We start from the raw sequence: 24,792 nt of genomic DNA, 5'->3' as shown, positions 1-24,792 counted from the left end.
GGTTATCCCAATTATTCCTTAGTTGTCTCAACTTCGACATTCAATTTATCTGCTGATTGATGATCATCGTCATCTTCTGTATCACGCATTTCAATTTCTTTATCGTCGCTAGACATCATTTTAACGTCCATACCTAAACTTTGCAGCTCTTTAATCAATACTTTGAATGATTCAGGAACGCCTGGTTCTGGAACATTTTCGCCTTTAACAATTGCTTCATACGTCTTAACACGTCCAACAACATCATCAGACTTCACTGTTAAGATTTCTTGAAGAGTATAAGCAGCACCATAAGCTTCAAGTGCCCAAACCTCCATCTCACCGAAACGCTGTCCACCGAACTGAGCTTTACCTCCAAGAGGCTGCTGCGTTACAAGTGAGTATGGTCCAGTAGAACGAGCATGAAGTTTATCGTCAACCATGTGCGCAAGTTTGATCATATACATGACACCAACAGATACGCGGTTATCGAATGGTTCACCAGTACGTCCGTCATACAGGATTGTTTTCGCGTCATTTGCCATACCAGCTTCTTCAATCGTGCCCCAAACATCTTCCTCACGAGCACCATCGAATACTGGTGTTGCAATGTGAATGCCAAGGTATCTTGCTGCCATACCAAGATGAAGCTCTAATACCTGACCGATATTCATACGAGATGGTACCCCTAATGGGTTTAACATGATATCGATTGGCGTACCGTCTGGTAAGTAAGGCATATCTTCTTCTGGTAAAATACGAGAGATAACACCTTTGTTACCGTGACGTCCGGCCATCTTGTCACCTTCAGAAATTTTACGTTTTTGAACGATATATGCACGTACAAGTTGATTCACGCCTGGTGGCAACTCATCGCCATCTTCACGGTTGAATACTTTTACGTCTAAGATAATACCGCCACCACCGTGTGGTACACGTAGTGATGTATCACGTACTTCACGTGCTTTTTCTCCAAAGATAGCATGTAATAGACGTTCTTCAGCTGTTAATTCTGTTACACCTTTAGGTGTTACTTTACCAACAAGTAAATCTCCATCTTTTACTTCCGCACCAACGCGAATGATACCGCGCTCGTCAAGGTTGCGTAATGCATCTTCCCCAACGTTTGGAATGTCACGTGTAATTTCTTCTGGTCCAAGCTTCGTATCACGAGCTTCTGACTCATATTCTTCAATATGAATAGAAGTGTACACATCATCTTTTACAAGGCGCTCACTCATAATGATCGCATCCTCGTAGTTATAACCGTCCCAAGTCATGAAGCCAACAAGCACGTTACGTCCAAGTGCTAGTTCACCTAATTCCATAGAAGGACCATCCGCAAGGATTTCACCTTTTACAACTTCATTTCCAACACTTACGATTGGGCGTTGGTTGTAGCAAGTTCCTTGGTTAGAACGAATGAATTTTTGCATTTTGTAGCGATCTAAGTCGCCTTTTACTGTTTGACCGTCAACTTCTACAAAGCGACGTACCCAAACTTCACGTGCTTCTACGCGTTCAACAACACCAGGGTGTTTACAGATTACTGCAGCACCTGAGTCTTTTGCTGATACGTACTCCATACCTGTACCTACAATCGGAGATTCCGGATTCATTAATGGAACCGCCTGACGTTGCATGTTCGCTCCCATAAGTGCGCGGTTAGAGTCATCGTTTTCTAAGAACGGAATACAAGCTGTCGCTGCCGACACTACTTGTTTTGGAGATACATCCATGTAGTCGATGCGTTCTTTATTTGTGACAATGTTTTCACCACGGAAACGAGCTACGATATCTTCACTAAGGAATTCTCCTTCTTCAGATAATTTCATATTCGCTTGGGCTACAACATAATTATCTTCTTCATCTGCAGTTAAGTAATCAACCTGCCCTGTTACAAGACCAGTTTCTGGATCAACACGACGGTATGGTGTTTCAATGAAACCAAACTCATTTACTTTCGCGAACGATGATAATGAGTTAATCAAACCGATGTTTGGTCCCTCTGGTGTTTCAATCGGGCACATACGACCATAGTGAGAGTAGTGAACGTCACGCACTTCAAAGCCTGCGCGCTCACGCGTTAAACCACCGGGTCCTAATGCAGATAGTCTTCGTTTGTGAGTTAACTCTGCTAATGGGTTTGTTTGGTCCATGAACTGAGATAACTGAGAACTTCCGAAGAACTCTTTAATAGATGCAATAACAGGACGAATATTAATTAGCGCCTGTGGTGTAATTGCATTTGTATCCTGAATCGACATTCTCTCACGAACAACACGTTCCATACGAGAAAGACCGATACGGAATTGATTTTGTAATAGTTCTCCAACTGAACGCAGACGACGGTTTCCTAAATGGTCGATATCATCTGTATCCCCTACTTTGTATAGTAGATTGAAGAAGTAACTGATAGAAGCAAGGATATCACCTGGTGTAATGTGTTTTACATCACGAGTAATATTCGCATTACCAATTACATTAATTACGCGTTCGCCTTCTGACTCAGGAGCATAAATCTTAATAGATTGCAGCTCAACATCGCCTTCTACCACTCCACCCATTGGTTTCGCTGTTTTGAATCCAATGTTTTTCTCTAAGTAAGGTAAAATGCGATCAAGTGTACGACGATCTAAGATTGTTCCTTCTGCCGCTAAAATTTCACCAGTTTCTGGATCCACTAATGTTTCAGCTAAGCGTTGGTTAAACAATCTGTTTTTAATGTGTAACTTCTTGTTGATCTTATAGCGACCTACATTTGCTAAATCGTAGCGCTTTGGATCGAAGAAACGAGACACAAGTAAGCTCTTAGCATTTTCTACTGTTGGTGGTTCACCAGGACGTAGACGCTCATAAATTTCAAGCAATGCTTTTTCTGTGCTATCTGTGTTGTCTTTTTCTAATGTGTTGCTTAAGTATTCGTTATCACCTAAAAGCTCGGTGATTTCTTGATCAGAGCCAAACCCTAATGCGCGTAACAAAACAGTTACAGGAAGTTTACGCGTACGGTCAATACGCACATATACAACATCCTTAGCATCTGTCTCATACTCTAACCAAGCTCCGCGGTTTGGAATTACAGTAGCAGTAAAACCACGTTTTCCGTTTTTATCCACTTTGCCACTATAGTATACGCTTGGAGAGCGAACTAACTGGGAAACGATAACACGTTCTGCACCGTTAATTACGAATGTTCCAGTCTCTGTCATGAGTGGGAAATCTCCCATGAACACATCTTGTTCTTTTACTTCACCAGTTTCCTTGTTGATTAGACGCACTTTTACACGAAGTGGTGCTGCATACGTCACATCACGCTCTTTGCATTCGTCTACAGAGTATTTAGGTTCACCTAAGCTGTAGTCGATAAATTCAAGCGATAGATTTCCCGTAAAGTCTTCAATCGGAGAAATGTCTTGGAACATTTCTCGCAAACCCTCATCAAGAAACCACTGATAAGAAGAGGTTTGAATTTCGATAAGATTTGGTAACTCTAATACTTCACTAATACGGGCATAACTTCTTCGTTGGCGGTGGCGTCCGTATTGAACTAGTTGACCTGTCAACTGCTTCACCCCTCAAATCATGAGTATTATAAATGCACAAAAAAAATTGCGCAAAATCACAAATAAATACAACTACTGCTATTAGCGTAGTCTTTTTCTCTTAAAGATAAATACGTTGAGTCTTTCTACCTGCTCAAAAAAGAAAAATGGCTTCTATAAGAAAACCATCATTCTGTTTCATAATCTGCTGATTTTACTATCTTTTCCAAGAGAAACAAAAATATACATCTTTCTCAACGCAGAAAATCATATATTGGCATTGTATAATGTTAACATAGCCAAAAATAACCGTCAACGTTTTTTTGATTTTATGATATAATATCCCTTTTTCTTTTCTACAACTTCGACTTCAGAAAATACTTCCTCTAGTTTCTTCAGTGCAGATGGTGCACCTTGCTTCTTTTGAATAACAATCCACAACTCTCCACCTGAAACTAAATGATCTACAGCCTTTTCTAAAATCTCATGCACGATATCTTTACCTGCACGAATTGGAGGATTAGATAGAATAGCAGCATACATACCATCTACATTTTCATAGACGCTACTTTGAAAAATGTGTACATTTCCAACTCTATTGTTAGCGGCATTTTCTTTTGCAAGCTCAAGCGCCCTTTCATTCACATCCACCATGTGAACTTTACGGTCTTGAAACTCTTTCGCCAACGATAAACCAATTGGTCCATATCCACAACCTACGTCTAATATATCACCTTTAATATCTGGCACTTGAAACGCTTCAATTAAAAGACGAGAACCAAAGTCCACTTCGTTTTTCGAGAACACCCCACGGTCAGATAAGAAAGTAAATTGAGATCCACGAAGTGCAAATTCCCATCGCTTACGATCACTTTTACTAGAAGGGTCGTTAGAAAAATAATGGTCTGCCATATGGCCACCTCTTTTCTTTACAGTTAAAAAAAAAGCTCGCATGAGAGCGAGCTTTTTTTAAAGCATCAAAAGTTAATTACTTAACTTCTACAGCAGCGCCAACTTCTTCAAGTTTAGCTTTCATTTCTTCAGCTTCCTCTTTAGAAACGCCTTCTTTGATTGCTTTTGGAGTGTTGTCAACTAATTCTTTAGCTTCTTTTAAGCCAAGACCAGTGATTTCACGTACAGCTTTGATAACTTTGATTTTTTGAGCGCCAGCACTTGCAAGTACTACGTCAAATTCAGTTTTTTCAGCAGCAGCTTCACCAGCGCCACCAGCTACAGCTACAGGAGCAGCAGCAGTTACGCCGAATTCTTCCTCGATAGCTTTTACTAAGTCGTTAAGTTCTAATACAGTCATAGATTTAACTGCTTCAATGATTTGTTCTTTAGTCATTGTAAATATCCTCCCTTAAATAGGTTTGTATTGTTTTATAGATAACAAGTAATTATCTTTTAAAAAATTAAGCGCCTTGCTCTTCCTTTTGTTCTGCAACTGCTTTAGTAGCAAGTGCAAGGTTACGGATTGGAGCTTGAAGAACGCTAAGAAGCATAGAAAGTAAGCCTTCACGTGATGGAAGAGTAGCGATAGCTTTAACCTCATCAAGTGTTACAAGTTTACCTTCGATTACACCAGCTTTAATTTCTAAAGCTTCGTGTTTTGTAGCGAAGTCGTTTAATACTTTCGCAGGAGCAACTACATCCTCGTTACTGAACGCGATTGCGTTTGGTCCTGTTAAGAATTCGTTTAACTCAGCCATTTCAGCAGACTCTGCAGCACGACGAGTTAAAGAGTTTTTGTAAACTTTGAACTCAACGCCAGCCTCACGTAAGTTTTTACGTAATTCTGTTACTTCAGAAACTGTTAAACCACGGTAGTCAACAACGATCGTAGATTTACTTTCGCGAAGTTTTTCAGCGATTTCAGTTACAACTTGTTGTTTAGTTTCGATTACTTTGCTCATGTTATTACACCTCCTGTAGATTATATAGAAGATGTACCGAAAGTGCACTAAAAACCTCCATGCCCAACTTGTAGACATGGAGGCATATAGTCACAGAAAAAAATTCCGTTTCGTATATTAACACCTAGGTAGGAAATTAAGTCTATTGACACCTACTGTCTACGGTACACTAATTAAATTCACAACATAAATGATTATATAAAAACTTCTTTATGAAGTCAACTTCCAAAATTTACGCTAATGTAGAAACGTCTACACGTACGCCAGGTCCCATTGTAGAAGCAACTGTTACGTTCTTCATGTAAGTACCTTTTGCAGCAGCTGGCTTAACTTTTTGTAAAGTGTCAGCGATTGTGCTGAAGTTTTCTACTAATTTAGCATCTTCGAAAGATACTTTACCGATTGGAACGTGGATGTTACCAGCTTTATCAACGCGGTATTCAACTTTACCAGCTTTGATTTCGTTAACAGCTTTAGTTACATCGAAAGTAACTGTTCCAGTTTTAGGGTTTGGCATTAAACCTTTAGGTCCTAATACGCGACCAAGTTTACCAACTTCACCCATCATGTCAGGAGTTGCTACTACTACATCGAAATCGAACCAACCTTGTTGGATTTTACCGATGTAATCAGCATCGCCTACGAAGTCAGCTCCAGCAGCTTCAGCTTCTTTAGCTTTTTCGCCTTTAGCGAATACTAATACACGTTGTACTTTACCAGTACCGTGTGGAAGAACAACTGCACCACGGATTTGTTGGTCAGCTTTCTTAGGGTCAACACCTAAACGGAATGCAACTTCTACAGTCGCATCAAATTTAGCTGTGTTTGTTTTCTTTACTAATTCTACTGCTTCTGTTGCAGAGTAAGCAGTTGCACGATCAACAAGCTTTGCAGCTTCTACGTACTTTTTACCTCTTTTAGCCATTTTTATTTCCTCCTCGAATGTGGTTTTAGCGGAATAACCTCCCACGTTTACGCTTATTTTCAGGTATAACCTGAGGACGCGCGCCATCCATTTATTTAAAAACGATAATCATTTACGATAATAAAGGTTGCGAATTGGAATTCCAGACCCGCAACCTTTTTAAAAAAACAAATCGAATTAGTCTTCGATAACGATGCCCATACTGCGTGCAGTACCTTCAACCATACGCATTGCAGCTTCTACGCTAGCAGCGTTTAGGTCAGGCATTTTAGTTTCAGCGATTTCGCGTACTTTATCACGCTTAACAGTTGCCACTTTATTACGGTTTGGTTCACCAGAACCAGACTCAATACCAGCTACTTTCTTAAGAAGAACAGCAGCAGGAGGAGTTTTAGTAATGAAAGTGAATGAACGGTCCTCAAATACCGTAATTTCAACAGGGATGATAAGACCAGCTTGATCAGCTGTACGAGCGTTAAACTCTTTACAGAAGCCCATGATGTTAACACCTGCTTGTCCTAATGCTGGACCAACTGGTGGAGCTGGGTTAGCTTTACCTGCAGGAATTTGAAGCTTTACCATTTTAATTACCTTTTTAGCCACGAGACACACCTCCTTAAGTCCGTGATGTGGTCAATTGGACAGTGATTTGCCCTCCCACGTCATATTTTATCTGTAAGGATAAAATCTTTCAAAAAACGTCTCCGATAACGAAGACGTACTGACTTAAAAGATATTATCACTTTTTACAATTCATTTCAAGTTTCATTTTATAATTTTTCAATTTGATGGAAGTCAAGTTCAACTGGAGTCTCGCGACCGAACATGTCCACAAGCACGCTAACCTTTTTCTTCTCCACATCAATTTCTTCAATAGCACCTGTATAATCTGCGAATGGTCCTTCATTTACACGCACTGTTTCATGAAGTTCAAAGTCGAAATCAACCACTTCGTTGTCCATTCCCATATGCTTCATAATGGTAACAACTTCCTCTTCTAATAGAGGTGATGGTTTAGATCCAGAACCAGAAGAACCAACGAACCCAGTTACACCTGGTGTATTACGTACAACATACCAAGAGTCATCAGTCATGATTAATTCTACTAATACATAACCTGGGAACACTTTTCTTTTCATTAATTTTTCTTTACCGTTTTTCATTTCTACTTCTACTTCTTCCGGGACAACAACACGGAAAATTTTATCTTGCATACCCATTGATTCTACACGTTTCTCCAGGTTTGCTTTTACTTTATTTTCATATCCAGAATAAGTATGGACAACATACCAACTTTTTTCCATTCATTTAGGACGAGCGTCCTTCCCTCCCTGACGTACATTTTTTTGCGCAAATGAAAAAACCCGTTCACCGGGCTTTTACACAGTTCTTATAAATAACATTATATCATGGATAAGTGCTTCTTATTCAAGAATTAACCAAGAATTAACCGAATTAAAGAAGAAATGCCCATATCAACTACTGCGAAGAAAATCGCAAAGAAGACAACTGTAGCGATAACAGTCGCTGTTGAACGGAGTAATTCATCTTTTTTAGGCCAACTTACTTTTTTCATTTCGCGACCTACATCGCCGAAAAAGTTCGTTAAACGCATCTACGGGACCTCCAGTGTATTATTTCAATTATTTATTTTGTTTCCTTGTGAACTGTATGCTGATTGCATGTTTTACAAAACTTCTTTATTTCAAGTCGCTCTACTGAGCTCGTATCTTTCATCGTAGAGTAGTTTCGATTTTTACACTCTTCACATGAGAGTACAACTTTTTTCCTCATTAGTTACACCAACCTTGTAACATTATGTCCCTAAAAATGTATCATACAACAAAAGACAATGTCAATGACATGCCTTTTGTACTCTCTACAAAAAGAAAACAGGTGATTTTTTACACCTGTAGTATTTATTATGAATTTAACGTAGTACTCTCTCTCATTTCCATATATCGTTCCAATTTCCGCTTTACCCTCTGTAAAGCGTTATCAATAGATTTCACATGTCTATTTAACTGTTCCGAAATCTCTTGATAAGAACGACCATCTAGATATAAAGAAAGAACTTTTCTTTCTAAATCGCTTAATAATTCAGATATTTTAGATTCTATGTCTGTATATTCTTCCTGACTTATAATCATTTCTTCAGGATCCGTTACCTTCGCTTCCGAAATAACATCTAATAATGTCCGATCAGATTCTTCATCATAAATCGGCTTATCTAAAGAAACATATGAATTTAACGGGATATGTTTTTGCCTTGTTGCTGTTTTAATAGCGGTAATAATTTGTCGAGTGATACACAGTTCAGCAAATGCTTTGAATGAAGACAGCTTGTCCTCTTTATAATCACGAATCGCTTTAAACAATCCAATCATACCTTCTTGAACAATATCTTCTCGATCGGCACCCACTAAGAAATAAGATCTTGATTTCGCGCGAACAAAGTTCTTATATTTGTGAATCAAATATTCTAGAGCGTCAGTATTACCTTTTCGAACTAACTCAACGATTGCCTCATCCTCTAAATCACGAAATGTAACGTCGCCTACACTTACGAAGCCTGCTTCCACCTTGATCCCTCCGACCGCTATTTATTTAGCAATATTATACAGTAAAAAGATAAAGAGCGTCAATGCTTCAACGCTCTCCTCTTCTTAATTTTTCTAATTTTTCTGTAATATCTTTACTAAATATCTTTCGCATGGCGGGTTGCTTTTCTTTTGTGTCTTGCGTACGCCTTCTTACTTGTTGCTCCATCGCTTGTACTTCCAGCTCTAATTCACGTGCAGATTTCCGAAGAGCACCTTGCGCAAATATAACCCATTGTTCCGTATAATCAGAAGTCGCAACATATATTTGCGTATTTATATTCCTAAGCTCAATCGCTAGTTGCTCTATCTTTTCATCTGCAGTTTGATTCTTTCTCGTGAATATGACTTCCACACGCGATTGTTTCATCTTTTTTTCAATGCCTTGTACTGTATAAGCATCAAAGACTATCATTACCTTTGTACCAGTGTATCCTTGGTAATCCGCCATCTTATCAATCAGTGCATCCCTTGATGATTGCAAATCTACATCCCGTAGTTTCTTCAAGTCTCCCCAAGCTCCGATAATGTTGTAACCGTCAACGATTAAAATATCGTTCATTTTTTATTTACCAATTTCGTGACGCTTACGATATACCTCATACATTAACAAACTTGCGGCTACTGAAGCATTTAAGGATGTAACTTTACCCACCATCGGTAAAGTAATTAGGAAATCACATTTTTCACCAATAATACGACTCATACCTTTTCCTTCACTTCCAATTACTAATCCAATTGGCATTTTACCATCTAAATTACGGTAATCCGTTTTCCCTTTTGCATCTGTACCAGCAATCCAAAGTCCACGTTCTTTTAACTCATCAATGGTACGAGATAAATTCGTTACACGTGCAACAGGAATATATTCAATTGCTCCAGTCGATGCTTTCGCAACTGATGCTGTAAGTCCCACAGCTCTTCTCTTCGGAATAATAATTCCATGAGCTCCTGTTGCATCCGCAGTACGCATAATAGAACCTAGGTTATGTGGGTCTTCAATTTCATCTAAAATTAAGAAGAACGGATCTTCATTACGCTTCTCTGCTACTTTAAATAGATCTTCTAGCTCAGCATATTGATACGCAGCCACTTGAGCAATTACACCTTGATGGTTCCCCTCAACTAATTGATCTAACTTCTTCTTTGGTGCATGTTGTAAAATAACCTTATTTTCTTTCGCTAGTGCTAGTACAATTTGTACTTGTCCTTTGGCAGCACCTTCTGCGATCCAAATTTTATTAATATCTCTTCCTGATCGTAACGCTTCAATTACAGGGTTACGTCCGATAATATATTCACTACTCATGATGATGTGCCCCCTTCCTTTTCTTCTAAAACAGCAATTGCTTTATATACAATTTCGTCTAATCTTTCGCGATTATTTAATAAGTGATGATAGCCAATTAGCGCTTCAAAAGCTGTACTATGTCGATATGTTTGTACATCCGTGTTTTTCGGAACAGTACCTGAATTTGCATTACGCCCTCTTCTTAGTACTGCTTCTTCTTCCTCAGTTAAAAATGCTGTCTCTAATAAATGATAAACAACTTTCGCCTGTGCTTTTGCCGAAACAAAGTTTGTCCCTAATCGATGTAATTGGTTAGGACGAACTTTCCCTTTTTGGAGTAGGTGATAGCGGATATATTGTTCATATACCGCATCACCCATGTATGCTAACGCTAAGCTGTTTAATTGCTTTGCATCAATCATTCTTATCCTCTTTTCCATCTTGTACCTTGAGCGGTATCTTCTAAAATAATATTACGGTCTTTTAAATCATCGCGAATTTGATCTGACAATGCAAAATCACGATTTTTACGAGCTTCAATACGTTTTTGAATAAGTGCCTCGATTTCTTCATCAAGCAACTCGTCTTGCGCTAATTCTAACCCCAAAATATCAAATAATGTTTCAAGTTGTTTTACGTATGCCTCAATTACCACTTTAGACGTATGTTCTTCCAGTAAATATTGATTCGCATGATTTGCTACATTATATAACTCAGTGATTGCATTAGCAGTGTTGAAGTCATCATTCATTGCTTCTTCAAATGCAGTCTGGAATTTTTCCAGTTCCGCTAACCAATTCTCATTATGGTCTGTTAAATCGGTACTACTTTCCATACGGTGTTTTAAGTTACCGTAAGCCGTTTTAATTCTTTCCAGTCCGTTATTTGTACTTTGTAATAACTCTTCACTGAAATTAATTGGGTGACGGTAATGCACCGATAGCATAAAGAATCTGATTAACTGTGGATCATATTGCTTAATGATATCGTGAACTAAAATGAAGTTCCCCAGCGACTTAGACATCTTCTCATTATTAATATTAATATATCCATTGTGCATCCAATAACGTGCAAATGTTTTTCCAGTTAACGCCTCAGACTGTGCAATTTCATTCTCATGATGAGGAAATGCTAAGTCTTGACCACCAGCATGAATATCGATTGTATCTCCTAAGTATTTACGCGCCATTGCCGAGCATTCAATATGCCAGCCTGGACGACCTTTCCCCCAAGGGCTTTCCCAGAAGATTTCTCCTTCTTTCGCAGCTTTCCATAGAGCAAAATCAAGAGGGTCTTGTTTCTTTTCTCCTACTTCAATACGCGCGCCGTGACGTAAGTCTGCAATTGGTTGATGCGATAATTTACCGTACCCTTCGAATTCCTTCGTTCTAAAGTACACATCACCTTCTGATTCATATGCATATCCTTTATTCACAAGTTCTTGAATAAATTCAATAATGATATCCATATTTTCCGTTACACGCGGATGAACCGTTGCATGTTTGCAACCTAGTGCTGTTACATCCTCAAAGTACGCCTCAACGAAACGGTCAGCAATTGTCGGCACATCTTCACCTAATTCATTTGCTGCTTTAATTAGTTTATCATCTACGTCAGTAAAGTTAGATACATACTGCACATCATACCCTTTATATTCTAAATAACGGCGTACCGTATCAAATACCATAGGTGGTCTTGCATTCCCAATGTGAATATAGTTATACACTGTAGGTCCGCACACATACATCTTTACCTTATTTTCTTCTAATGGAGTAAACTCTTCCTTTTGACGCGTTAACGTATTATAAATGTGAATAGTCATTTTTATCCTTCCTTTCTACCTTTACTTCAAGTTGTTTTTTCAATTTATCAAGTTCTACTTCCATGACCTTTAACTTATCAAAAATTGGGTCTGGAAGGTCAGAATGATTTAATTCTTGACCGATCTTTACTCCATTTTGAATAACGACTCGGCCAGGTATACCTACAACTGTAGAATGTGCAGGGACTTCTTTTAATACGACAGACCCCGCTCCAATTTTAGAATTCTCTCCAACTGTAATAGAACCTAGTACTTTAGCACCTGTTGCAATTAATACATTATCCTGAATTGTAGGGTGCCTCTTTCCCTTTTCTTTACCCGTACCACCTAATGTAACCCCTTGATAGATCGTTACATTATCACCAATTTCGCACGTTTCTCCAATTACAACCCCCATTCCATGGTCTATGAAAAAACGACGACCAATTGTTGCTCCTGGATGAATTTCAATGCCAGTAAAGAAACGACTAACTTGTGAGATCCAACGTGCAATAAAGAAGAAATTCTTTTTATAAAAAGCATGTGCAATTCGATGTGCCCAAACTGCATGTAATCCAGAGTAAGTCAAAATGACTTCGAAATAACTTCTTGCCGCTGGATCCTGTTCAAAAACGACTTCAATATCTTCCCGAAGCCTCTTAAACATCGATGTTCCCTCCCCTTTATGGGCTGCTTTTTCGAGCGAACTAACTCCCTACTTATCTCCCTAAACCTTTATACACGTAGATAAAACTTATACTCATATCCTGTTTTACGGTATAAAAAAAGACGCCTCTGTCATATTGACAGAGACGCCTTATAAGCGCGGTTCCACTCTGTTTAGGCTAAAAAAAGCCTCAAACTCATCTCTGATAACGGTGTACACCGCTTCTGCTTACTTTACGCCCTAAGACGTTTCGCAAAACAATTTGCTGTTCAGCAGAAGACTCGAAGGGGCATTTCAAAAATCCGCTTATAAACCACTTCCAGCCTAAAGGTGGTTCTCTCTGTAAAAAGCCTGATTTTCTACTTCTCCTTCTCGTCGCTTTTCCTTATTAGGTTTTAAGTATACTTATTATATTTCTAAACCTAGAAAATGTTAACCAATTACTTTTTGAAGACGATTTAAAACTTTTTCTTTTCCAAGAAGTGCAATAGCATTAGGAAGCTCTGGACCATGTGTTTGACCAGTAGTTGCAACACGGATTGGCATAAATAAGTTTTTACCTTTATGACCTGTTTCCTTTTGAACTGCTTTAATAGCAGCCTTAATTGCTGCTGGTTCCATCGCTTCTAGTGCTTCTACTTGACCAGCAAATGCGCGAAGTACTTCTGGTACTTGTTCACCTTTTAATACTTCTTGTCCTTCTTCTTCATGATCAACATGATCTTTGAAGAACATTTCAGAAAGCTCTACAATTTCAGCTCCAAAACTCATTTGTTCATGATATAACGCAATTACATCACGAATCCAAGCTTGTTCTTGTTCACTTAAAGTCTCACCTATACGTCCAGCTTTCACTAAATGCGGTAAGCTTAATTCTACCACCGTATCTAAATCTTGCTTTTTCATATATTGGTTGTTCATCCATTTTAATTTTTGAGAATCAAACAATGCAGGTGATTTTGATAAACGAGCTGCATCGAACATTTTGATAAACTCTTCTTGAGAGAAGATTTCTTCTTCTCCTACTGGCGACCAGCCTAGTAGTGCAATAAAGTTAAAGATTGCTTCTGGAAGATATCCAAGCTCTTTATATTGCTCAATAAATTGAATAATAGATTCATCACGCTTACTTAATTTTTTACGGCTTTCATTTACAATTAAAGTCATATGACCAAATTGCGGGATATCCCAACCGAAAGCTTCATAAATCATCATTTGTTTTGGCGTATTTGAAATATGATCATCACCACGAAGTACGTGTGTAATTTCCATTAAGTGATCATCTACTGCTACCGCAAAGTTATAAGTTGGAATTCCATCTTTTTTCACGATAACGAAATCACCGAAATCATTTGAATGGAATGCAACTTCATCTTTTACGATATCTTTAAATGTGTAATCATGGTCAGCTGGTACACGGAAACGAATACTTGGAATACGTCCCTCAGCTTCAAATTCTTTCTCTTGTGCTTCAGTTAAATCACGGTGGTTACCTGCGTAACGAGGTGTTTCACCACGAGAGATTTGTCCTTCACGTTCTGCTTCTAGCTCTTCTTCTGTCATATAACATTTGTAAGCTAAACCACGCTCTAGTAAATCTTCATATAATTTTTTATAAATATCTAAACGCTCTGTTTGACGATATGGTCCAAATTCACCACCAACATCAACACCTTCATCCCAGTCCATACCGAGCCATTTCAAGTATTTTAATTGGCTTTCTTCTCCACCAGCAACATTACGTTTTACATCAGTATCTTCAATACGAATAATAAACTTACCATCTTGATGACGAGCAAATAAATAATTAAATAATGCCGTACGCGCATTTCCGATATGTAAGTGTCCTGTTGGACTTGGCGCATAGCGCACTCTCACTTGCTTTTCCATAATTGGTACACCTTCCATTCTTAATGTCAACACATTCTATAATTGTACACCAAACAAATGTGATTATCCATCTTACGAATTAAAAACCCTTATTTTTTCTGTAATAAAACAACTGCTTGAGAAGCAATTCCTTCTTCTCTACCTGTAAATCCTAATTTTTCTGTTGTTGTTGCCTTTACATTGATATTATCAATAGACGTTTCTAATAGCTCACTAATGCGTTTACGCATACTTTCAATATGTGGTGCCATCTTCGGCTTTTGAGCAATAATTGTACAATCTAGATTTCCTAACTCGTAACCTTGTTCACGTACAAATTCCCAAACCTTTTGCAGCAATACAGCTGAATCAGCATCTTTAAAGGCAGGATCTGTATCAGGGAAATGCTTTCCAATATCTCCTGCTGCAATTGCACCTAAACATGCGTCCGCAATCGTATGTAACAATACGTCTGCGTCTGAATGACCAATTAATCCTTTCTCATGGGGAATTGTAATTCCACCAATAATTAACGGTCTACCTTCCGCGAATTCATGCACATCAAAACCTTGTCCAATTCGAAACATTTTTTATATCCTCCTCAAGCTAAACTACAGAGTTTTATGATTCTATATTATATCGCTATCCTTATAAAGAAAAGCCCGGCTGTTGCCGAGCTTTTCTTCGCTATGCTCATTGCTATCATTTCGTTTGAACGTGAAGAAAGCTTTCAGCAATTAGTAAATCTTCTGGAGTCGTCACTTTAATATTATAGTAACTTCCTTCTACTACACCTACTTGCTTCCCAATACGTTCTACGAGACTTGCATCATCTGTACCAAGGAAACAACTCTGTTTCGCACTTCTATGAGCTTCTAACAAAAGAGAAACAGCGAACCCTTGCGGTGTTTGTACAGCTTTAAGCTGAGATCTTTCTACCGTTTCGATAACAACACCCTGCTCTACCTTCTTAACGGTATCTTTCACTGGCACCGCACAAATAGAAGCCCCATATTTTTCTGCTGCAGTTAATACATCTTGAATCACTTTATTCGTTACGAATGGACGCGCACCGTCATGTACAAGAACATACTCAACATCACTAGTATGCTGAATCGCATTGTACACACTATCTTGTCTTTCAGCTCCACCCTGAATAAATTGTACTGGCTTTTCAATCGGATACTCCTGCATTAATTCTTCAAAATACGGACGTTCTTCTTCGTTAATTGCCATAATAATACTTTTGCACGCTTTATCTGTTTCAAAAGCACGTAACGTATGCACAATAATCGGTACTTCATTAATAAGTAAGAACAACTTATTTTTGCCAGCACCCATCCGCTTACCTTGACCAGCTGCTGGAATAATTAATGTATACATATTAATAATCCTCTACTTATAATGCTTTTTCTAATAATTTACGTTTGGCGAAAATCATACGACCAGCCGATGTTTGTAACACACTCGTAACAAGCACATCGAGTTGTGAACCTACATATTCTCTACCATCTTCTACTACAATCATCGTGCCGTCATCTAAATATGCAACACCTTGATTTTGTTCTTTTCCATCTTTTACAACATAAACACTTAGTTCTTCCCCTGGGAGTACAACAGGTTTAATTGCATTAGCTAAATCGTTAATGTTTAACACCGTTACCCCTTGTAGTTCAGAAACTTTATTTAAGTTGAAATCATTCGTTACTACCGTTCCACCAGTGATCTTCGCCAACTTTACAAGCTTGCTATCCACTTCTTGAATATCATCGAAATCGCCTTCATAAATTTCTACCGGAATCGGCATCTCTTTTTGAATACGATTTAAAATATCTAATCCTCTGCGACCACGATTACGTTTTAAAGCATCCGAAGAATCGGCAATGTGCTGAAGTTCTTCTAACACGAATTGTGGAATCACAATTGTTCCTTCTAAAAACTTTGTTTGGCAAATATCAGCAATACGTCCGTCGATAATTACACTCGTATCGAGAATTTTCCAATGAGTTGTAGATTCTTCTACCTCTGCTTCAGTTTCTTCATTATCACTATTATTATTTTTCTTCTTCCCACGTTGTGGTAGTGTAAATAATCCTAGCAATTCATTCCTCTTTTTAAACCCTACTTGGAATCCTAAGTATCCAAGTAAAAGAGTAAAGAACACTTGCAACACTGTACTAATAACTGGAATTGTAAATTCACGAATTGGTATTAAAATTAAATACGCAACAATAAGCCCAGAGATTAAACCTAATGTACCAAATAAAACATCCGCTACAGGCGCCTTTACAAGAGCCTCTTCAATATGCTTAATAAGTTGAACAATATAATCTACAAGCCAAAATGTTGTTAAAAATAAAATAATTGCACCAATAATTGCACGAGCATACGATCCTTCCAATAAAGGAACGGCACCGATGTCTAATACATTAATAACTTTTGGGATTAAGTAAATCCCTAACGCTCCCCCAATTACTAGAAAGAAGAGCTGTACAATCCGTTTTAACATCCAACCACCTCCTACTCATTATTAACCATTGTTTCGCTAATCAAAACGCCGAATGCAAAAGCGGACGTGTTTTTTTATAAATAGTTTTATTTACCAATATATCATATCATATACCAAAAGTGTTCTAGTGTCGTTATATTATGGAATCAATGTAATATTCTTAATTGTGTCTACTCATATAGAGATGCTCTTGGATTCTTTTTAGGCCTTCTCGTATTTTCTTCGCCCTAACTTCTCCAATTCCTTCCACATCATCCAATTCATTAATAGTTGCTCGACAAACACCTTGCAAAGTCTTAAACCGATTAATTAAATTTTCAATGATAAGTGGCGGAACGCGCGAAATTTTGCTTGTGATTCGGTATCCTCTCGGCGTCACACTTTCTTCTAAACTCGTTTGTCCTGGGTAGCCAAGCAATTTAACTAAATCGCTATCCTCTAGAAGTTGTGTGTTCGCAAGATCTTGTAACTTTTTCAAAATTTGATGATGGTCTTGTGTTTTTTCTTGGTAATAATCTTTAATTAATAACGCTGCCTCTGCCTCTAAATCAGCTAGTAGCTCTGTAAGTTGTAAACGAATTAACCTACCTTCTGTTCCTAGCTCATGAATATAGCTCAATATTTCATTTTTAATACGCAGTACCATTTCAACACTATGTAGCACATGAACCACCTCGGACATTGTAACGACTTCTTCAAATTCTAGAATGCCCAAATTGGTAATACCATCATTCCATACAGCCTTATATTTTTCTAACGTCTGAATAGCTTGGTTTGCCTTTGTTAAAATAACACCTATATCCTTTAGTGTATAACGTAAATTCCCTTGATATAGTGTAATTACGTTACGTCTTTGTGAAATAGCCACAACGAGACTACCTGTCTGCTTTGCTACACGCTCTGCTGTCCGGTGGCGCATACCTGTTTCAATAGAATCAATAGATGCCTCTGGAACTAACTGTGCATTTGCAATTAAAATTTTACTTCCAGTTTCATTTAAAATAAGTGCCCCATCCATTTTTGCTAATTCGTATAAACTAGCAGGAGAGAATGCGCAATTAATATGAAATCCTCCATCTACAATACTTTTAATTTGTTCGTTATATCCAAGAACAATTAGTCCCCCTGTTTGTGCGCGAAGCACATTATCTATCCCTTCGCGCAGTGGTGTTCCTGGGGCCACGAGTTGTAAAATATTAATCATACTTTTGACACGTTGCTTGTTTTCTTCCATAGCCTAGCCTCCTAATGTCAAACGAAGCGCTTCCCCTAAATTAGATACACCTACTACCTCAATCCCATCCGGAATTGTCCATCCTCCCAAATTTTTTCTAGGAATAATAGCACGTTGAAATCCTAATTTAGCTGCTTCTTGTACACGTTGTTCAATTCTTGATACTCTTCTTATTTCTCCAGTTAATCCTACTTCTCCTATTACTGCATCGGTTGGTGCCGTAGATTTATCTCTAAAACTTGAAGCGATACTTAAAGCCACAGCTAAATCAATTGCTGGTTCATCTAATTTCAAACCACCTGCTACTTTTAAATATGCATCTTGGTTTTGCAATAATAAACCTGTTCTTTTTTCTAACACTGCCATAATAAGCGATACACGGTTATGATCAATTCCCGTCGCCATTCTTCGAGGGTTTCCAAAACTAGTAGGGGAGATTAATGCTTGTATTTCTACTAAAACCGGTCTTGTTCCTTCCATTGAGGCAACTACTGTTGATCCTGCGACTCCAACGGGTCTTTCCTCAAGAAAGATTTCAGAAGGGTTTAAGACTTCCGCAAGACCAAGCTCTTTCATTTCAAAAATACCCATTTCATTCGTGGAACCGAAACGATTCTTCACAGCTCGCAAAATACGGTATGTATGATGACGATCTCCTTCAAAGTAAAGAACTGCATCGACCATATGTTCTAACATACGTGGCCCTGCAATTGCCCCCTCTTTTGTTACATGTCCGACGATAAAAATAGGGATTCCTTTCGTTTTTGCAAGTTTCATTAATTCTGCTGTACATTCACGTACTTGTGCCACACTTCCCGGCGCTGACGTTACCTCAGGTAAATGTATCGTTTGAATGGAGTCAATAACAACAAAAGCTGGATTCATCTCTTCAATGTGTGCTGCAATTCGCTGCAAGTCTGTCTCTGATACAACAAATAGATTACTACCATTTACATGCAAACGATCTGCACGAAGTTTAATCTGTTTTGCCGATTCTTCACCGGATATATATAGTACATCATATGAAGAATCTGCTAATTGCGATGAAATCTGTAATAGTAATGTTGATTTTCCAATCCCAGGGTCTCCACCAATAAGTACTAATGATCCATCTACAATCCCACCACCAAGTACACGGTTAAACTCTTGGAATTTCGTTTCAATACGTGCCTCAGATTTTGTTTCTACTTCTGTTAGGCGTCTTGGTTTTGTTACTTCCGATTGAATTGCATTGGCATAATTAAGGCGTCTTGATGATACAACCGGTTCCATCTCTTCAATAAGTGTATTCCATTGACCACAACCAGGGCATTTCCCCATATATTTTGGTGACTGATAACCACACTCTTGACATGTAAATTTTGTTTTCTTTTTAGCCATATCGTTTTATATTTCACTTCACTTTCATCTATACACAGTTTATCCTTCTCGTACAAGAAAGAGGGCTATCTCGTAGCCCTCTTAGTTTGTCTATACTTATTTTACCTTTTCAGCACTATGAATGACAAATGTTTCCCCTTCAACATCAAAGATAACTTTTTGTCCTTTCTCAATAGCACCTTTTAAAAGTTCTTCCGATAGTCTATCTTCTACATGTTTCTGAATTGCTCTACGAAGCGGACGAGCACCGTATTCTCGGTCAAATCCTTTATCAGCAATGGCTGAAATTGCTCCTTCTGTTAAATGCAATTCAATTTCTTGCTCTTTTAAGCGATTCACTAACTGATTTACCATAAGTGTTACAATCTCTTGAATATGTTTTTTCTCAAGCATATGGAACACGATAATTTCATCAATACGGTTTAAGAATTCTGGACGAAATGCCTTTTTCAGTTCATCCATTACTTTACCTTTCATATCTGAATAATCGCGGCTCTCATCTTGTACGTTAAATCCAAGATGTTTATTACGTTTTAATGCGTCTGCACCAACGTTAGATGTCATAATAACAATTGTATTACGGAAATCAACTGTACGCCCTTTAGAATCCGTTAAACGACCATCTTCTAATACTTGTAGTAAAATGTTAAACACATCAGGGTGAGCTTTCTCTACTTCATCTAATAGGACAACTGAATATGGCTTACGGCGAACCTTTTCTGTTAATTGTCCACCTTCTTCATATCCAACATATCCTGGAGGAGATCCAACTAAACGAGAAGTAGAATGCTTCTCCATGTACTCAGACATATCGATGCGAATCATTGCATCCTCATCACCGAACATAGATTCTGCTAACGCTCTTGCTAGCTCTGTTTTACCTACACCTGTTGGTCCTAAGAAAATAAATGAACCAATCGGACGTTTTGGATCTTTCAATCCCGCTCTAGCACGACGAACAGCTTTCGCTACAGCTACTACCGCTTCATCTTGACCAATAACACGATCGTGAAGGATGGATTCTAAGTTTAATAATTTATCAGTCTCTGTTTGTGCAAGTTTAGAAACCGGGATACGAGTCCACGTAGAAACGACATTTGCAATATCTTCTACTGTCACCTCTGAGTTTTCTTTTCCTTGTTGTTCTTTCCATTGACGCTTCGTATCTTCTAACTTCTCACGTAAGCGTTGTTCCATATCACGTAAGGAAGCAGCTTTTTCAAATTCTTGACTTTGCACAGCTGCATCTTTTTCTTTTCTAATTTCCTCAAGCTTCACTTCAAGCTCTTTTAGATTTGGTGGTGTTGTATAAGAACGTAAGCGAACCTTTGAAGCAGCTTCATCAATTAAGTCAATTGCCTTATCTGGTAAGAAACGATCTGTAATATAACGGTCTGAAAGCTTTACAGCTGCATCAATTGCATCATCTGTAATAGATACACGGTGATGTGCCTCGTAACGATCACGTAAACCTTTCAAGATTTGAGTTGATTCATCTAAACTTGGCTCATCAACGTGAATCGGTTGGAATCGTCTCTCTAAAGCCGCATCTTTTTCAATATATTTACGATATTCATCTAAAGTTGTCGCCCCAATACATTGTAACTCTCCGCGTGCTAAAGATGGTTTTAAGATGTTCGATGCATCAATAGCACCTTCTGCTCCACCTGCACCAATTAATGTATGAAGTTCATCAATAAATAGAATAATGTTGCCAGCTTGACGGATTTCATCCATAACTTTCTTTAAACGATCTTCAAATTCACCACGATATTTCGTTCCAGCTACAACTGTACCCATATCTAGTGTCATAACACGCTTATCTCTTAATGTTTCAGGAACTTCATTATTTACAATTTGTTGTGCTAATCCTTCTGCAATTGCCGTTTTACCTACACCAGGCTCTCCAATTAATACAGGATTATTTTTTGTTCTACGGCTTAAAACTTCAATTACACGTTGAATTTCTTTACCACGCCCGATAACAGGATCTAGACGATTTTCACGTGCAACAACTGTTAAATCACGTGCTAAGCTATCCAGTGTCGGTGTATTTGCATTTGTTGAAGAACCACCTTGGTGACCTGAACTTGCTTCATTACTTCCAAGAAGTTGTAATACTTGTTGCCTTGCCTTATTTAGGCTAACACCTAAGTTATTTAAAACACGTGCTGCTACGCCTTCACCCTCACGGATTAAACCAAGTAAGATATGTTCTGTTCCGACGTAAGAATGACCTAATTTACGAGCTTCATCCATTGACAACTCAATAACTTTTTTAGCACGCGGTGTATAATGTACAGTTTGAGAAGCTTCTGTTCCGCGTCCAATTAATGCTTCTACCTCTTTTTGAACTTTCTCTGGACTTAATCCAAGAGCAATTAACGCTTTTGCTGCAATTCCTTCACCTTCACGTACAAGCCCAAGTAAAATATGTTCTGTTCCAATATTATTATGCCCAATACGAATTGCTTCCTCTTGAGATAAAGCTAATACTTTCTGTGCTCTTTCTGTAAATCTTCCAAACATCATAGAAATCGCCTCCTACTTGCGCTTAGTTTTTTTCAATACGTAATCGCTCACGGATTAAGGTTGCTCTTCGATAATCTCTTTCTTCTGGTCCTAAAGGTCCACCTGCATATTGTTGTAAAATACCTGGTTGTGTAAGAACCATTAGCTCAGTCAAAATATTTCTCGATACACCTTTTATATATCCTAAATCAATACCAAGTCGTACATCTGATAAGCAAGTGGCCGCTTCCGCAGATTGAATTAACCGACTGTTTGCTAGTATGCCATAAGAGCGATAAACTTTATCTTCAAGCTCAATACTTGAATTTTGTACAATTAATTCTCTAGCCATTTTCTCTTGCTGTATGATTTGTTGAATGACACTCTTTAAATCTGCAATAATATCTGCTTCAGATTTTCCTAGCGTCATTTGATTTGACACTTGAAATATATTACCTAACGCTTCGCTACCTTCACCGTATATTCCTCTTACTACTAACCCTAATTTTTGAATTACTTGTATAATACGGCTAATTCTTTTCGTTAAAACGAGTCCCGGTAAGTGAATCATTACGGAAGCCCTCAATCCTGTACCAACGTTAGTAGGGCAGCTCGTTATATATCCAAGTGATTCATCAAAAGCATATTCAACCTCTTCCTCTATCCAATTATCTATTTGATTGGCACTTTGAAGGGCCTCTGATAACTGCAACCCTGAAAATAAGCACTGAATCCTAATATGGTCTTCTTCATTCAGCATAACACTAATATGTTCGCTTCCTGACAATAGACATGCTCCATATTCTGTTCCTGCAAGGTTAGGACTAATTAAATGCTTTTCAACTAATACTCTCCTTTGAAGAGGCGTTAATTCATTCATTTTTAATAGTTCAAACTCTCCAAAGGGTTCTACCGTTTTATTTATAAATTCCTTTTTAAATAATTCATGAATCTGTTTAGCTTCTTCTTCGTTTTGCATAGTAGAGAATTGATATTTTTTAAAATTACGAGCCAAACGTATTCGACTACTTAAAACAATATCAGAATCAGGGCCATCCCCCTTCATCCATGGACTAATCGCTTCATTCATGATTTTGTCCAGTGACATAGAACTATTCCCCCTCTCTATGCTCACTAAGCTGATTTTCAAGACCTCGAATTTTATCCCTTACTTCAGCAGCTTTCTCAAACTCCTCTTTCTGTACGTATTGTTTCAGAATGAGTTTTAGTTCATCTAATTCTTTCTTTAAGTGAATATTTCCTTCTATACGTTCCGGAATTTTTCCACAATGATCTGTATGTCCGCCGTGAAGACGTTTTAATAATGGCTTTAAATGTTCCTTAAATGTATCGTAACAAGAAGCACATCCAAAACGTCCCACCTTTGTAAATTGCTCATATGTCATCTTACAATCTGGACACCTTAATATACTTGTATTCGAAAGCCCGTTTTGTCCTTCTTCAAACATTGTTGATTCACCATGTAATAACCCAGCAAATAAATCATGGAATGAAAAGTTAGACTGTGGCGATTGAAAGAAAGACGTATAGCCACTTTGTTCTGCACATTGCTCACAAAGATGAACTTCCGTCTTCTGTTCGTTGATTACTTTTGTATAATGTAAAGTTGCTGGTCTTATATTACAGTTTTGACAAGTCATCACTATCCCCACCTTTACAACAGGAACGATCTATCTCATAATACTTTTTCATACATTACTAGATTGTTCGCTTTCCCTTATTCGTTTAAATAAAAGTGCGTGTTCTTTTTTCAAAACCTCTACAATATTTAACTGCCTGATATCTTAGTTATTACTCTTTTACAAAAGCTGTATTTATTTATATTTCAGTGTTCTTAACATTGCGCATAATATTCGAGCCCTAAGTTCATCTCGAGAAGGAACATCCATTGATAATACAGAACGATCTAGTACACTTAACATAAGTTTAGCTTCACGATTTGTTATGATTCCCTCTTCTATTAAACGTATAATCATACTCTCTGCATTCCCTTGCGCAACGCTATGATCAATCATATGAAGCATTTGATCGATAATGTCTATATCGTCATGCAGTTTGACTTTTATAATGCGAATGTAACCTCCTCCACCACGTTTACTTTCTACTACAAATCCTCTTTCTATCGTAAAACGGGTATTGATTACATAATTGATTTGAGATGGTACGCACTCGAATCGATCCGCAATCTCATTTCTTTTGATTTCAATCACATTATTATTACTTAAGTCAATAACTTGCTTTAGATATTGCTCAATGATATCAGATATATTTCTCATTTATCCGCCACCTTTATTGACTTTGACTATCTTTGACTTTAATTATATACGTATTAATAAAATTTGCAACTCTTTTGCTTATTCACTATCCTAGCCACATTCCCCTGTATTTAATCAAAATAATAATTATTTAAACACATTTTTTAATTACTATGGATTATAAAAGAAAACACGAAAAAACACGAGTCATTTGACTCGTGTTTAGTTGCTTGGCGACGTCCTACTCTCACAGGGACAAGGTCCCAACTACCATCGGCGCTAGAGAGCT

The 24,792-nt window shown here is 37.9% G+C and carries 25 protein-coding genes and 2 other annotated features; all 25 genes read right to left on the bottom strand.

Annotated features, from left to right (window positions below; translation table 11 throughout):
- Window positions 1–11: 11 nt before the first annotated feature.
- The 25 genes from rpoB to ctsR all read right to left on the bottom strand — a co-directional run bounded on the left by rpoB (window position 12) and on the right by ctsR (window position 24,524).
- Complete coding sequence (rpoB, locus tag BAQ44_RS01680) at window positions 12–3,545, bottom strand: DNA-directed RNA polymerase subunit beta (protein WP_061678374.1); 3,534 nt, start codon at window positions 3,543–3,545, stop codon at window positions 12–14.
- 291 nt (window positions 3,546–3,836) lie between these two features.
- Complete coding sequence (locus BAQ44_RS01675) at window positions 3,837–4,436, bottom strand: class I SAM-dependent methyltransferase (RefSeq protein WP_063260921.1); 600 nt, start codon at window positions 4,434–4,436, stop codon at window positions 3,837–3,839.
- Window positions 4,437–4,512: 76 nt separating this feature from the next.
- Window positions 4,513–4,872 carry a 50S ribosomal protein L7/L12 gene (gene rplL / locus BAQ44_RS01670; RefSeq protein ID WP_000159737.1) on the bottom strand — a complete coding sequence of 120 codons (360 nt, stop codon included), beginning with the start codon at window positions 4,870–4,872 and terminating at the stop codon, window positions 4,513–4,515.
- Between the two features lie 67 nt (window positions 4,873–4,939).
- Window positions 4,940–5,440 carry a 50S ribosomal protein L10 gene (gene rplJ, locus BAQ44_RS01665; protein WP_000048724.1) on the bottom strand — a complete coding sequence of 167 codons (501 nt, stop codon included), beginning with the start codon at window positions 5,438–5,440 and terminating at the stop codon, window positions 4,940–4,942.
- A gap of 39 nt (window positions 5,441–5,479) precedes the next feature.
- Window positions 5,480–5,623 (bottom strand) — a sequence feature (ribosomal protein L10 leader region).
- A 49-nt stretch (window positions 5,624–5,672) separates the two neighbouring features.
- The gene (rplA, locus tag BAQ44_RS01660; protein WP_002070162.1) at window positions 5,673–6,365 is read right to left on the bottom strand and encodes a 50S ribosomal protein L1; all 693 of its coding nucleotides are present in this window, start codon (window positions 6,363–6,365) and stop codon (window positions 5,673–5,675) included.
- 177 nt (window positions 6,366–6,542) lie between these two features.
- On the bottom strand, window positions 6,543–6,968 hold the full coding sequence (rplK, locus tag BAQ44_RS01655) for a 50S ribosomal protein L11 (protein ID WP_001085872.1): 426 nt from the start codon (window positions 6,966–6,968) through the stop codon (window positions 6,543–6,545).
- 167 nt (window positions 6,969–7,135) lie between these two features.
- On the bottom strand, window positions 7,136–7,669 hold the full coding sequence (gene nusG, locus BAQ44_RS01650) for a transcription termination/antitermination protein NusG (RefSeq protein WP_000415794.1): 534 nt from the start codon (window positions 7,667–7,669) through the stop codon (window positions 7,136–7,138).
- Between the two features lie 131 nt (window positions 7,670–7,800).
- Complete coding sequence (gene secE, locus BAQ44_RS01645; protein WP_001241321.1) at window positions 7,801–7,980, bottom strand: preprotein translocase subunit SecE; 180 nt, start codon at window positions 7,978–7,980, stop codon at window positions 7,801–7,803.
- Between the two features lie 32 nt (window positions 7,981–8,012).
- On the bottom strand, window positions 8,013–8,159 hold the full coding sequence (rpmG, locus tag BAQ44_RS01640) for a 50S ribosomal protein L33 (RefSeq protein WP_002070160.1): 147 nt from the start codon (window positions 8,157–8,159) through the stop codon (window positions 8,013–8,015).
- Window positions 8,160–8,287: 128 nt separating this feature from the next.
- Entirely contained in the window at window positions 8,288–8,947 is a 660-nt protein-coding gene (locus BAQ44_RS01635) for an RNA polymerase factor sigma-70 (protein ID WP_000387198.1), read from the bottom strand.
- Window positions 8,948–9,014: 67 nt separating this feature from the next.
- A complete protein-coding gene (locus BAQ44_RS01630) occupies window positions 9,015–9,527 on the bottom strand; it encodes an NYN domain-containing protein (RefSeq protein WP_000997888.1) in 513 nt (170 codons plus the stop codon).
- 3 nt (window positions 9,528–9,530) lie between these two features.
- Window positions 9,531–10,274 carry a 23S rRNA (guanosine(2251)-2'-O)-methyltransferase RlmB gene (gene rlmB, locus BAQ44_RS01625; protein WP_000093762.1) on the bottom strand — a complete coding sequence of 248 codons (744 nt, stop codon included), beginning with the start codon at window positions 10,272–10,274 and terminating at the stop codon, window positions 9,531–9,533.
- Window positions 10,271–10,678, bottom strand: coding sequence for a Mini-ribonuclease 3 (locus BAQ44_RS01620; protein WP_063260920.1), 408 nt, complete (start codon window positions 10,676–10,678; stop codon window positions 10,271–10,273). The genes rlmB and BAQ44_RS01620 overlap by 4 nt, the downstream gene beginning before the upstream one ends.
- A gap of 2 nt (window positions 10,679–10,680) precedes the next feature.
- Window positions 10,681–12,078 (bottom strand): cysteine--tRNA ligase, encoded by a 1,398-nt coding sequence (gene cysS, locus BAQ44_RS01615; protein ID WP_061678375.1) that lies wholly within the window; start codon window positions 12,076–12,078, stop codon window positions 10,681–10,683.
- A complete protein-coding gene (gene cysE, locus BAQ44_RS01610; protein ID WP_000476500.1) occupies window positions 12,059–12,724 on the bottom strand; it encodes a serine O-acetyltransferase in 666 nt (221 codons plus the stop codon). Before cysE ends, cysS begins: the two co-directional genes overlap by 20 nt.
- Before the next feature lie 138 nt (window positions 12,725–12,862).
- Window positions 12,863–13,109 (bottom strand) — a binding site (T-box leader).
- Window positions 13,110–13,156: 47 nt separating this feature from the next.
- Entirely contained in the window at window positions 13,157–14,614 is a 1,458-nt protein-coding gene (gene gltX, locus BAQ44_RS01605; RefSeq protein WP_071720462.1) for a glutamate--tRNA ligase, read from the bottom strand.
- Window positions 14,615–14,703: 89 nt separating this feature from the next.
- Window positions 14,704–15,180: a 2-C-methyl-D-erythritol 2,4-cyclodiphosphate synthase gene (gene ispF, locus BAQ44_RS01600; protein ID WP_000488386.1), complete on the bottom strand. Its 477-nt coding sequence runs from the start codon at window positions 15,178–15,180 to the stop codon at window positions 14,704–14,706.
- Between the two features lie 115 nt (window positions 15,181–15,295).
- Window positions 15,296–15,976, bottom strand: a complete 681-nt coding sequence (ispD, locus tag BAQ44_RS01595; RefSeq protein ID WP_063260919.1) for a 2-C-methyl-D-erythritol 4-phosphate cytidylyltransferase — start codon at window positions 15,974–15,976, stop codon at window positions 15,296–15,298.
- A 16-nt stretch (window positions 15,977–15,992) separates the two neighbouring features.
- Window positions 15,993–17,102 carry a PIN/TRAM domain-containing protein gene (locus BAQ44_RS01590; RefSeq protein ID WP_061678379.1) on the bottom strand — a complete coding sequence of 370 codons (1,110 nt, stop codon included), beginning with the start codon at window positions 17,100–17,102 and terminating at the stop codon, window positions 15,993–15,995.
- A 160-nt stretch (window positions 17,103–17,262) separates the two neighbouring features.
- Complete coding sequence (disA, locus tag BAQ44_RS01585) at window positions 17,263–18,336, bottom strand: DNA integrity scanning diadenylate cyclase DisA (RefSeq protein ID WP_061678380.1); 1,074 nt, start codon at window positions 18,334–18,336, stop codon at window positions 17,263–17,265.
- A 3-nt stretch (window positions 18,337–18,339) separates the two neighbouring features.
- Window positions 18,340–19,716 carry a DNA repair protein RadA gene (radA, locus tag BAQ44_RS01580; RefSeq protein ID WP_071720460.1) on the bottom strand — a complete coding sequence of 459 codons (1,377 nt, stop codon included), beginning with the start codon at window positions 19,714–19,716 and terminating at the stop codon, window positions 18,340–18,342.
- Window positions 19,717–19,812: 96 nt separating this feature from the next.
- Window positions 19,813–22,248 (bottom strand): ATP-dependent protease ATP-binding subunit ClpC, encoded by a 2,436-nt coding sequence (gene clpC, locus BAQ44_RS01575; RefSeq protein WP_061678382.1) that lies wholly within the window; start codon window positions 22,246–22,248, stop codon window positions 19,813–19,815.
- A gap of 22 nt (window positions 22,249–22,270) precedes the next feature.
- Entirely contained in the window at window positions 22,271–23,335 is a 1,065-nt protein-coding gene (gene mcsB / locus BAQ44_RS01570; RefSeq protein ID WP_063260918.1) for a protein-arginine kinase McsB, read from the bottom strand.
- 4 nt (window positions 23,336–23,339) lie between these two features.
- Entirely contained in the window at window positions 23,340–23,888 is a 549-nt protein-coding gene (gene mcsA / locus BAQ44_RS01565; RefSeq protein WP_071720458.1) for a protein-arginine kinase activator protein McsA, read from the bottom strand.
- A gap of 174 nt (window positions 23,889–24,062) precedes the next feature.
- Complete coding sequence (ctsR, locus tag BAQ44_RS01560; RefSeq protein ID WP_061678384.1) at window positions 24,063–24,524, bottom strand: transcriptional regulator CtsR; 462 nt, start codon at window positions 24,522–24,524, stop codon at window positions 24,063–24,065.
- Window positions 24,525–24,792 lie beyond the last annotated feature (268 nt).

This window comes from Bacillus mobilis (assembly GCF_001884045.1).
Lineage (GTDB): Bacteria > Bacillota > Bacilli > Bacillales > Bacillaceae_G > Bacillus_A > Bacillus_A mobilis.
The sequence above is the reverse complement of the archived record's forward strand: the minus strand, read 5'-3'. Positions and strand labels throughout refer to the sequence as shown.

What these genes read in the sequence shown, in the direction of transcription:
- mcsA (WP_071720458.1), bottom strand. Translation starts at nt 23,888, where the DNA reads ATGACTTGTCAAAACTGTAATATAAGACCAGCAACTTTACATTATACA.
- clpC (WP_061678382.1), bottom strand. Translation starts at nt 22,248, where the DNA reads ATGATGTTTGGAAGATTTACAGAAAGAGCACAGAAAGTATTAGCTTTA.
- ctsR (WP_061678384.1), bottom strand. Translation starts at nt 24,524, where the DNA reads ATGAGAAATATATCTGATATCATTGAGCAATATCTAAAGCAAGTTATT.
- rlmB (WP_000093762.1), bottom strand. Translation starts at nt 10,274, where the DNA reads ATGAGTAGTGAATATATTATCGGACGTAACCCTGTAATTGAAGCGTTA.
- secE (WP_001241321.1), bottom strand. Translation starts at nt 7,980, where the DNA reads ATGCGTTTAACGAACTTTTTCGGCGATGTAGGTCGCGAAATGAAAAAA.
- rplJ (WP_000048724.1), bottom strand. Translation starts at nt 5,440, where the DNA reads ATGAGCAAAGTAATCGAAACTAAACAACAAGTTGTAACTGAAATCGCT.
- radA (WP_071720460.1), bottom strand. Translation starts at nt 19,716, where the DNA reads ATGGCTAAAAAGAAAACAAAATTTACATGTCAAGAGTGTGGTTATCAG.
- disA (WP_061678380.1), bottom strand. Translation starts at nt 18,336, where the DNA reads ATGGAAGAAAACAAGCAACGTGTCAAAAGTATGATTAATATTTTACAA.
- cysS (WP_061678375.1), bottom strand. Translation starts at nt 12,078, where the DNA reads ATGACTATTCACATTTATAATACGTTAACGCGTCAAAAGGAAGAGTTT.
- BAQ44_RS01590 (WP_061678379.1), bottom strand. Translation starts at nt 17,102, where the DNA reads ATGTTAAAACGGATTGTACAGCTCTTCTTTCTAGTAATTGGGGGAGCG.
- ispF (WP_000488386.1), bottom strand. Translation starts at nt 15,180, where the DNA reads ATGTTTCGAATTGGACAAGGTTTTGATGTGCATGAATTCGCGGAAGGT.
- gltX (WP_071720462.1), bottom strand. Translation starts at nt 14,614, where the DNA reads ATGGAAAAGCAAGTGAGAGTGCGCTATGCGCCAAGTCCAACAGGACAC.
- rplL (WP_000159737.1), bottom strand. Translation starts at nt 4,872, where the DNA reads ATGACTAAAGAACAAATCATTGAAGCAGTTAAATCTATGACTGTATTA.
- mcsB (WP_063260918.1), bottom strand. Translation starts at nt 23,335, where the DNA reads ATGTCACTGGACAAAATCATGAATGAAGCGATTAGTCCATGGATGAAG.
- BAQ44_RS01675 (WP_063260921.1), bottom strand. Translation starts at nt 4,436, where the DNA reads ATGGCAGACCATTATTTTTCTAACGACCCTTCTAGTAAAAGTGATCGT.
- rplA (WP_002070162.1), bottom strand. Translation starts at nt 6,365, where the DNA reads ATGGCTAAAAGAGGTAAAAAGTACGTAGAAGCTGCAAAGCTTGTTGAT.
- cysE (WP_000476500.1), bottom strand. Translation starts at nt 12,724, where the DNA reads ATGTTTAAGAGGCTTCGGGAAGATATTGAAGTCGTTTTTGAACAGGAT.
- ispD (WP_063260919.1), bottom strand. Translation starts at nt 15,976, where the DNA reads ATGTATACATTAATTATTCCAGCAGCTGGTCAAGGTAAGCGGATGGGT.
- nusG (WP_000415794.1), bottom strand. Translation starts at nt 7,669, where the DNA reads ATGGAAAAAAGTTGGTATGTTGTCCATACTTATTCTGGATATGAAAAT.
- rpmG (WP_002070160.1), bottom strand. Translation starts at nt 8,159, where the DNA reads ATGAGGAAAAAAGTTGTACTCTCATGTGAAGAGTGTAAAAATCGAAAC.
- BAQ44_RS01630 (WP_000997888.1), bottom strand. Translation starts at nt 9,527, where the DNA reads ATGAACGATATTTTAATCGTTGACGGTTACAACATTATCGGAGCTTGG.
- BAQ44_RS01620 (WP_063260920.1), bottom strand. Translation starts at nt 10,678, where the DNA reads ATGATTGATGCAAAGCAATTAAACAGCTTAGCGTTAGCATACATGGGT.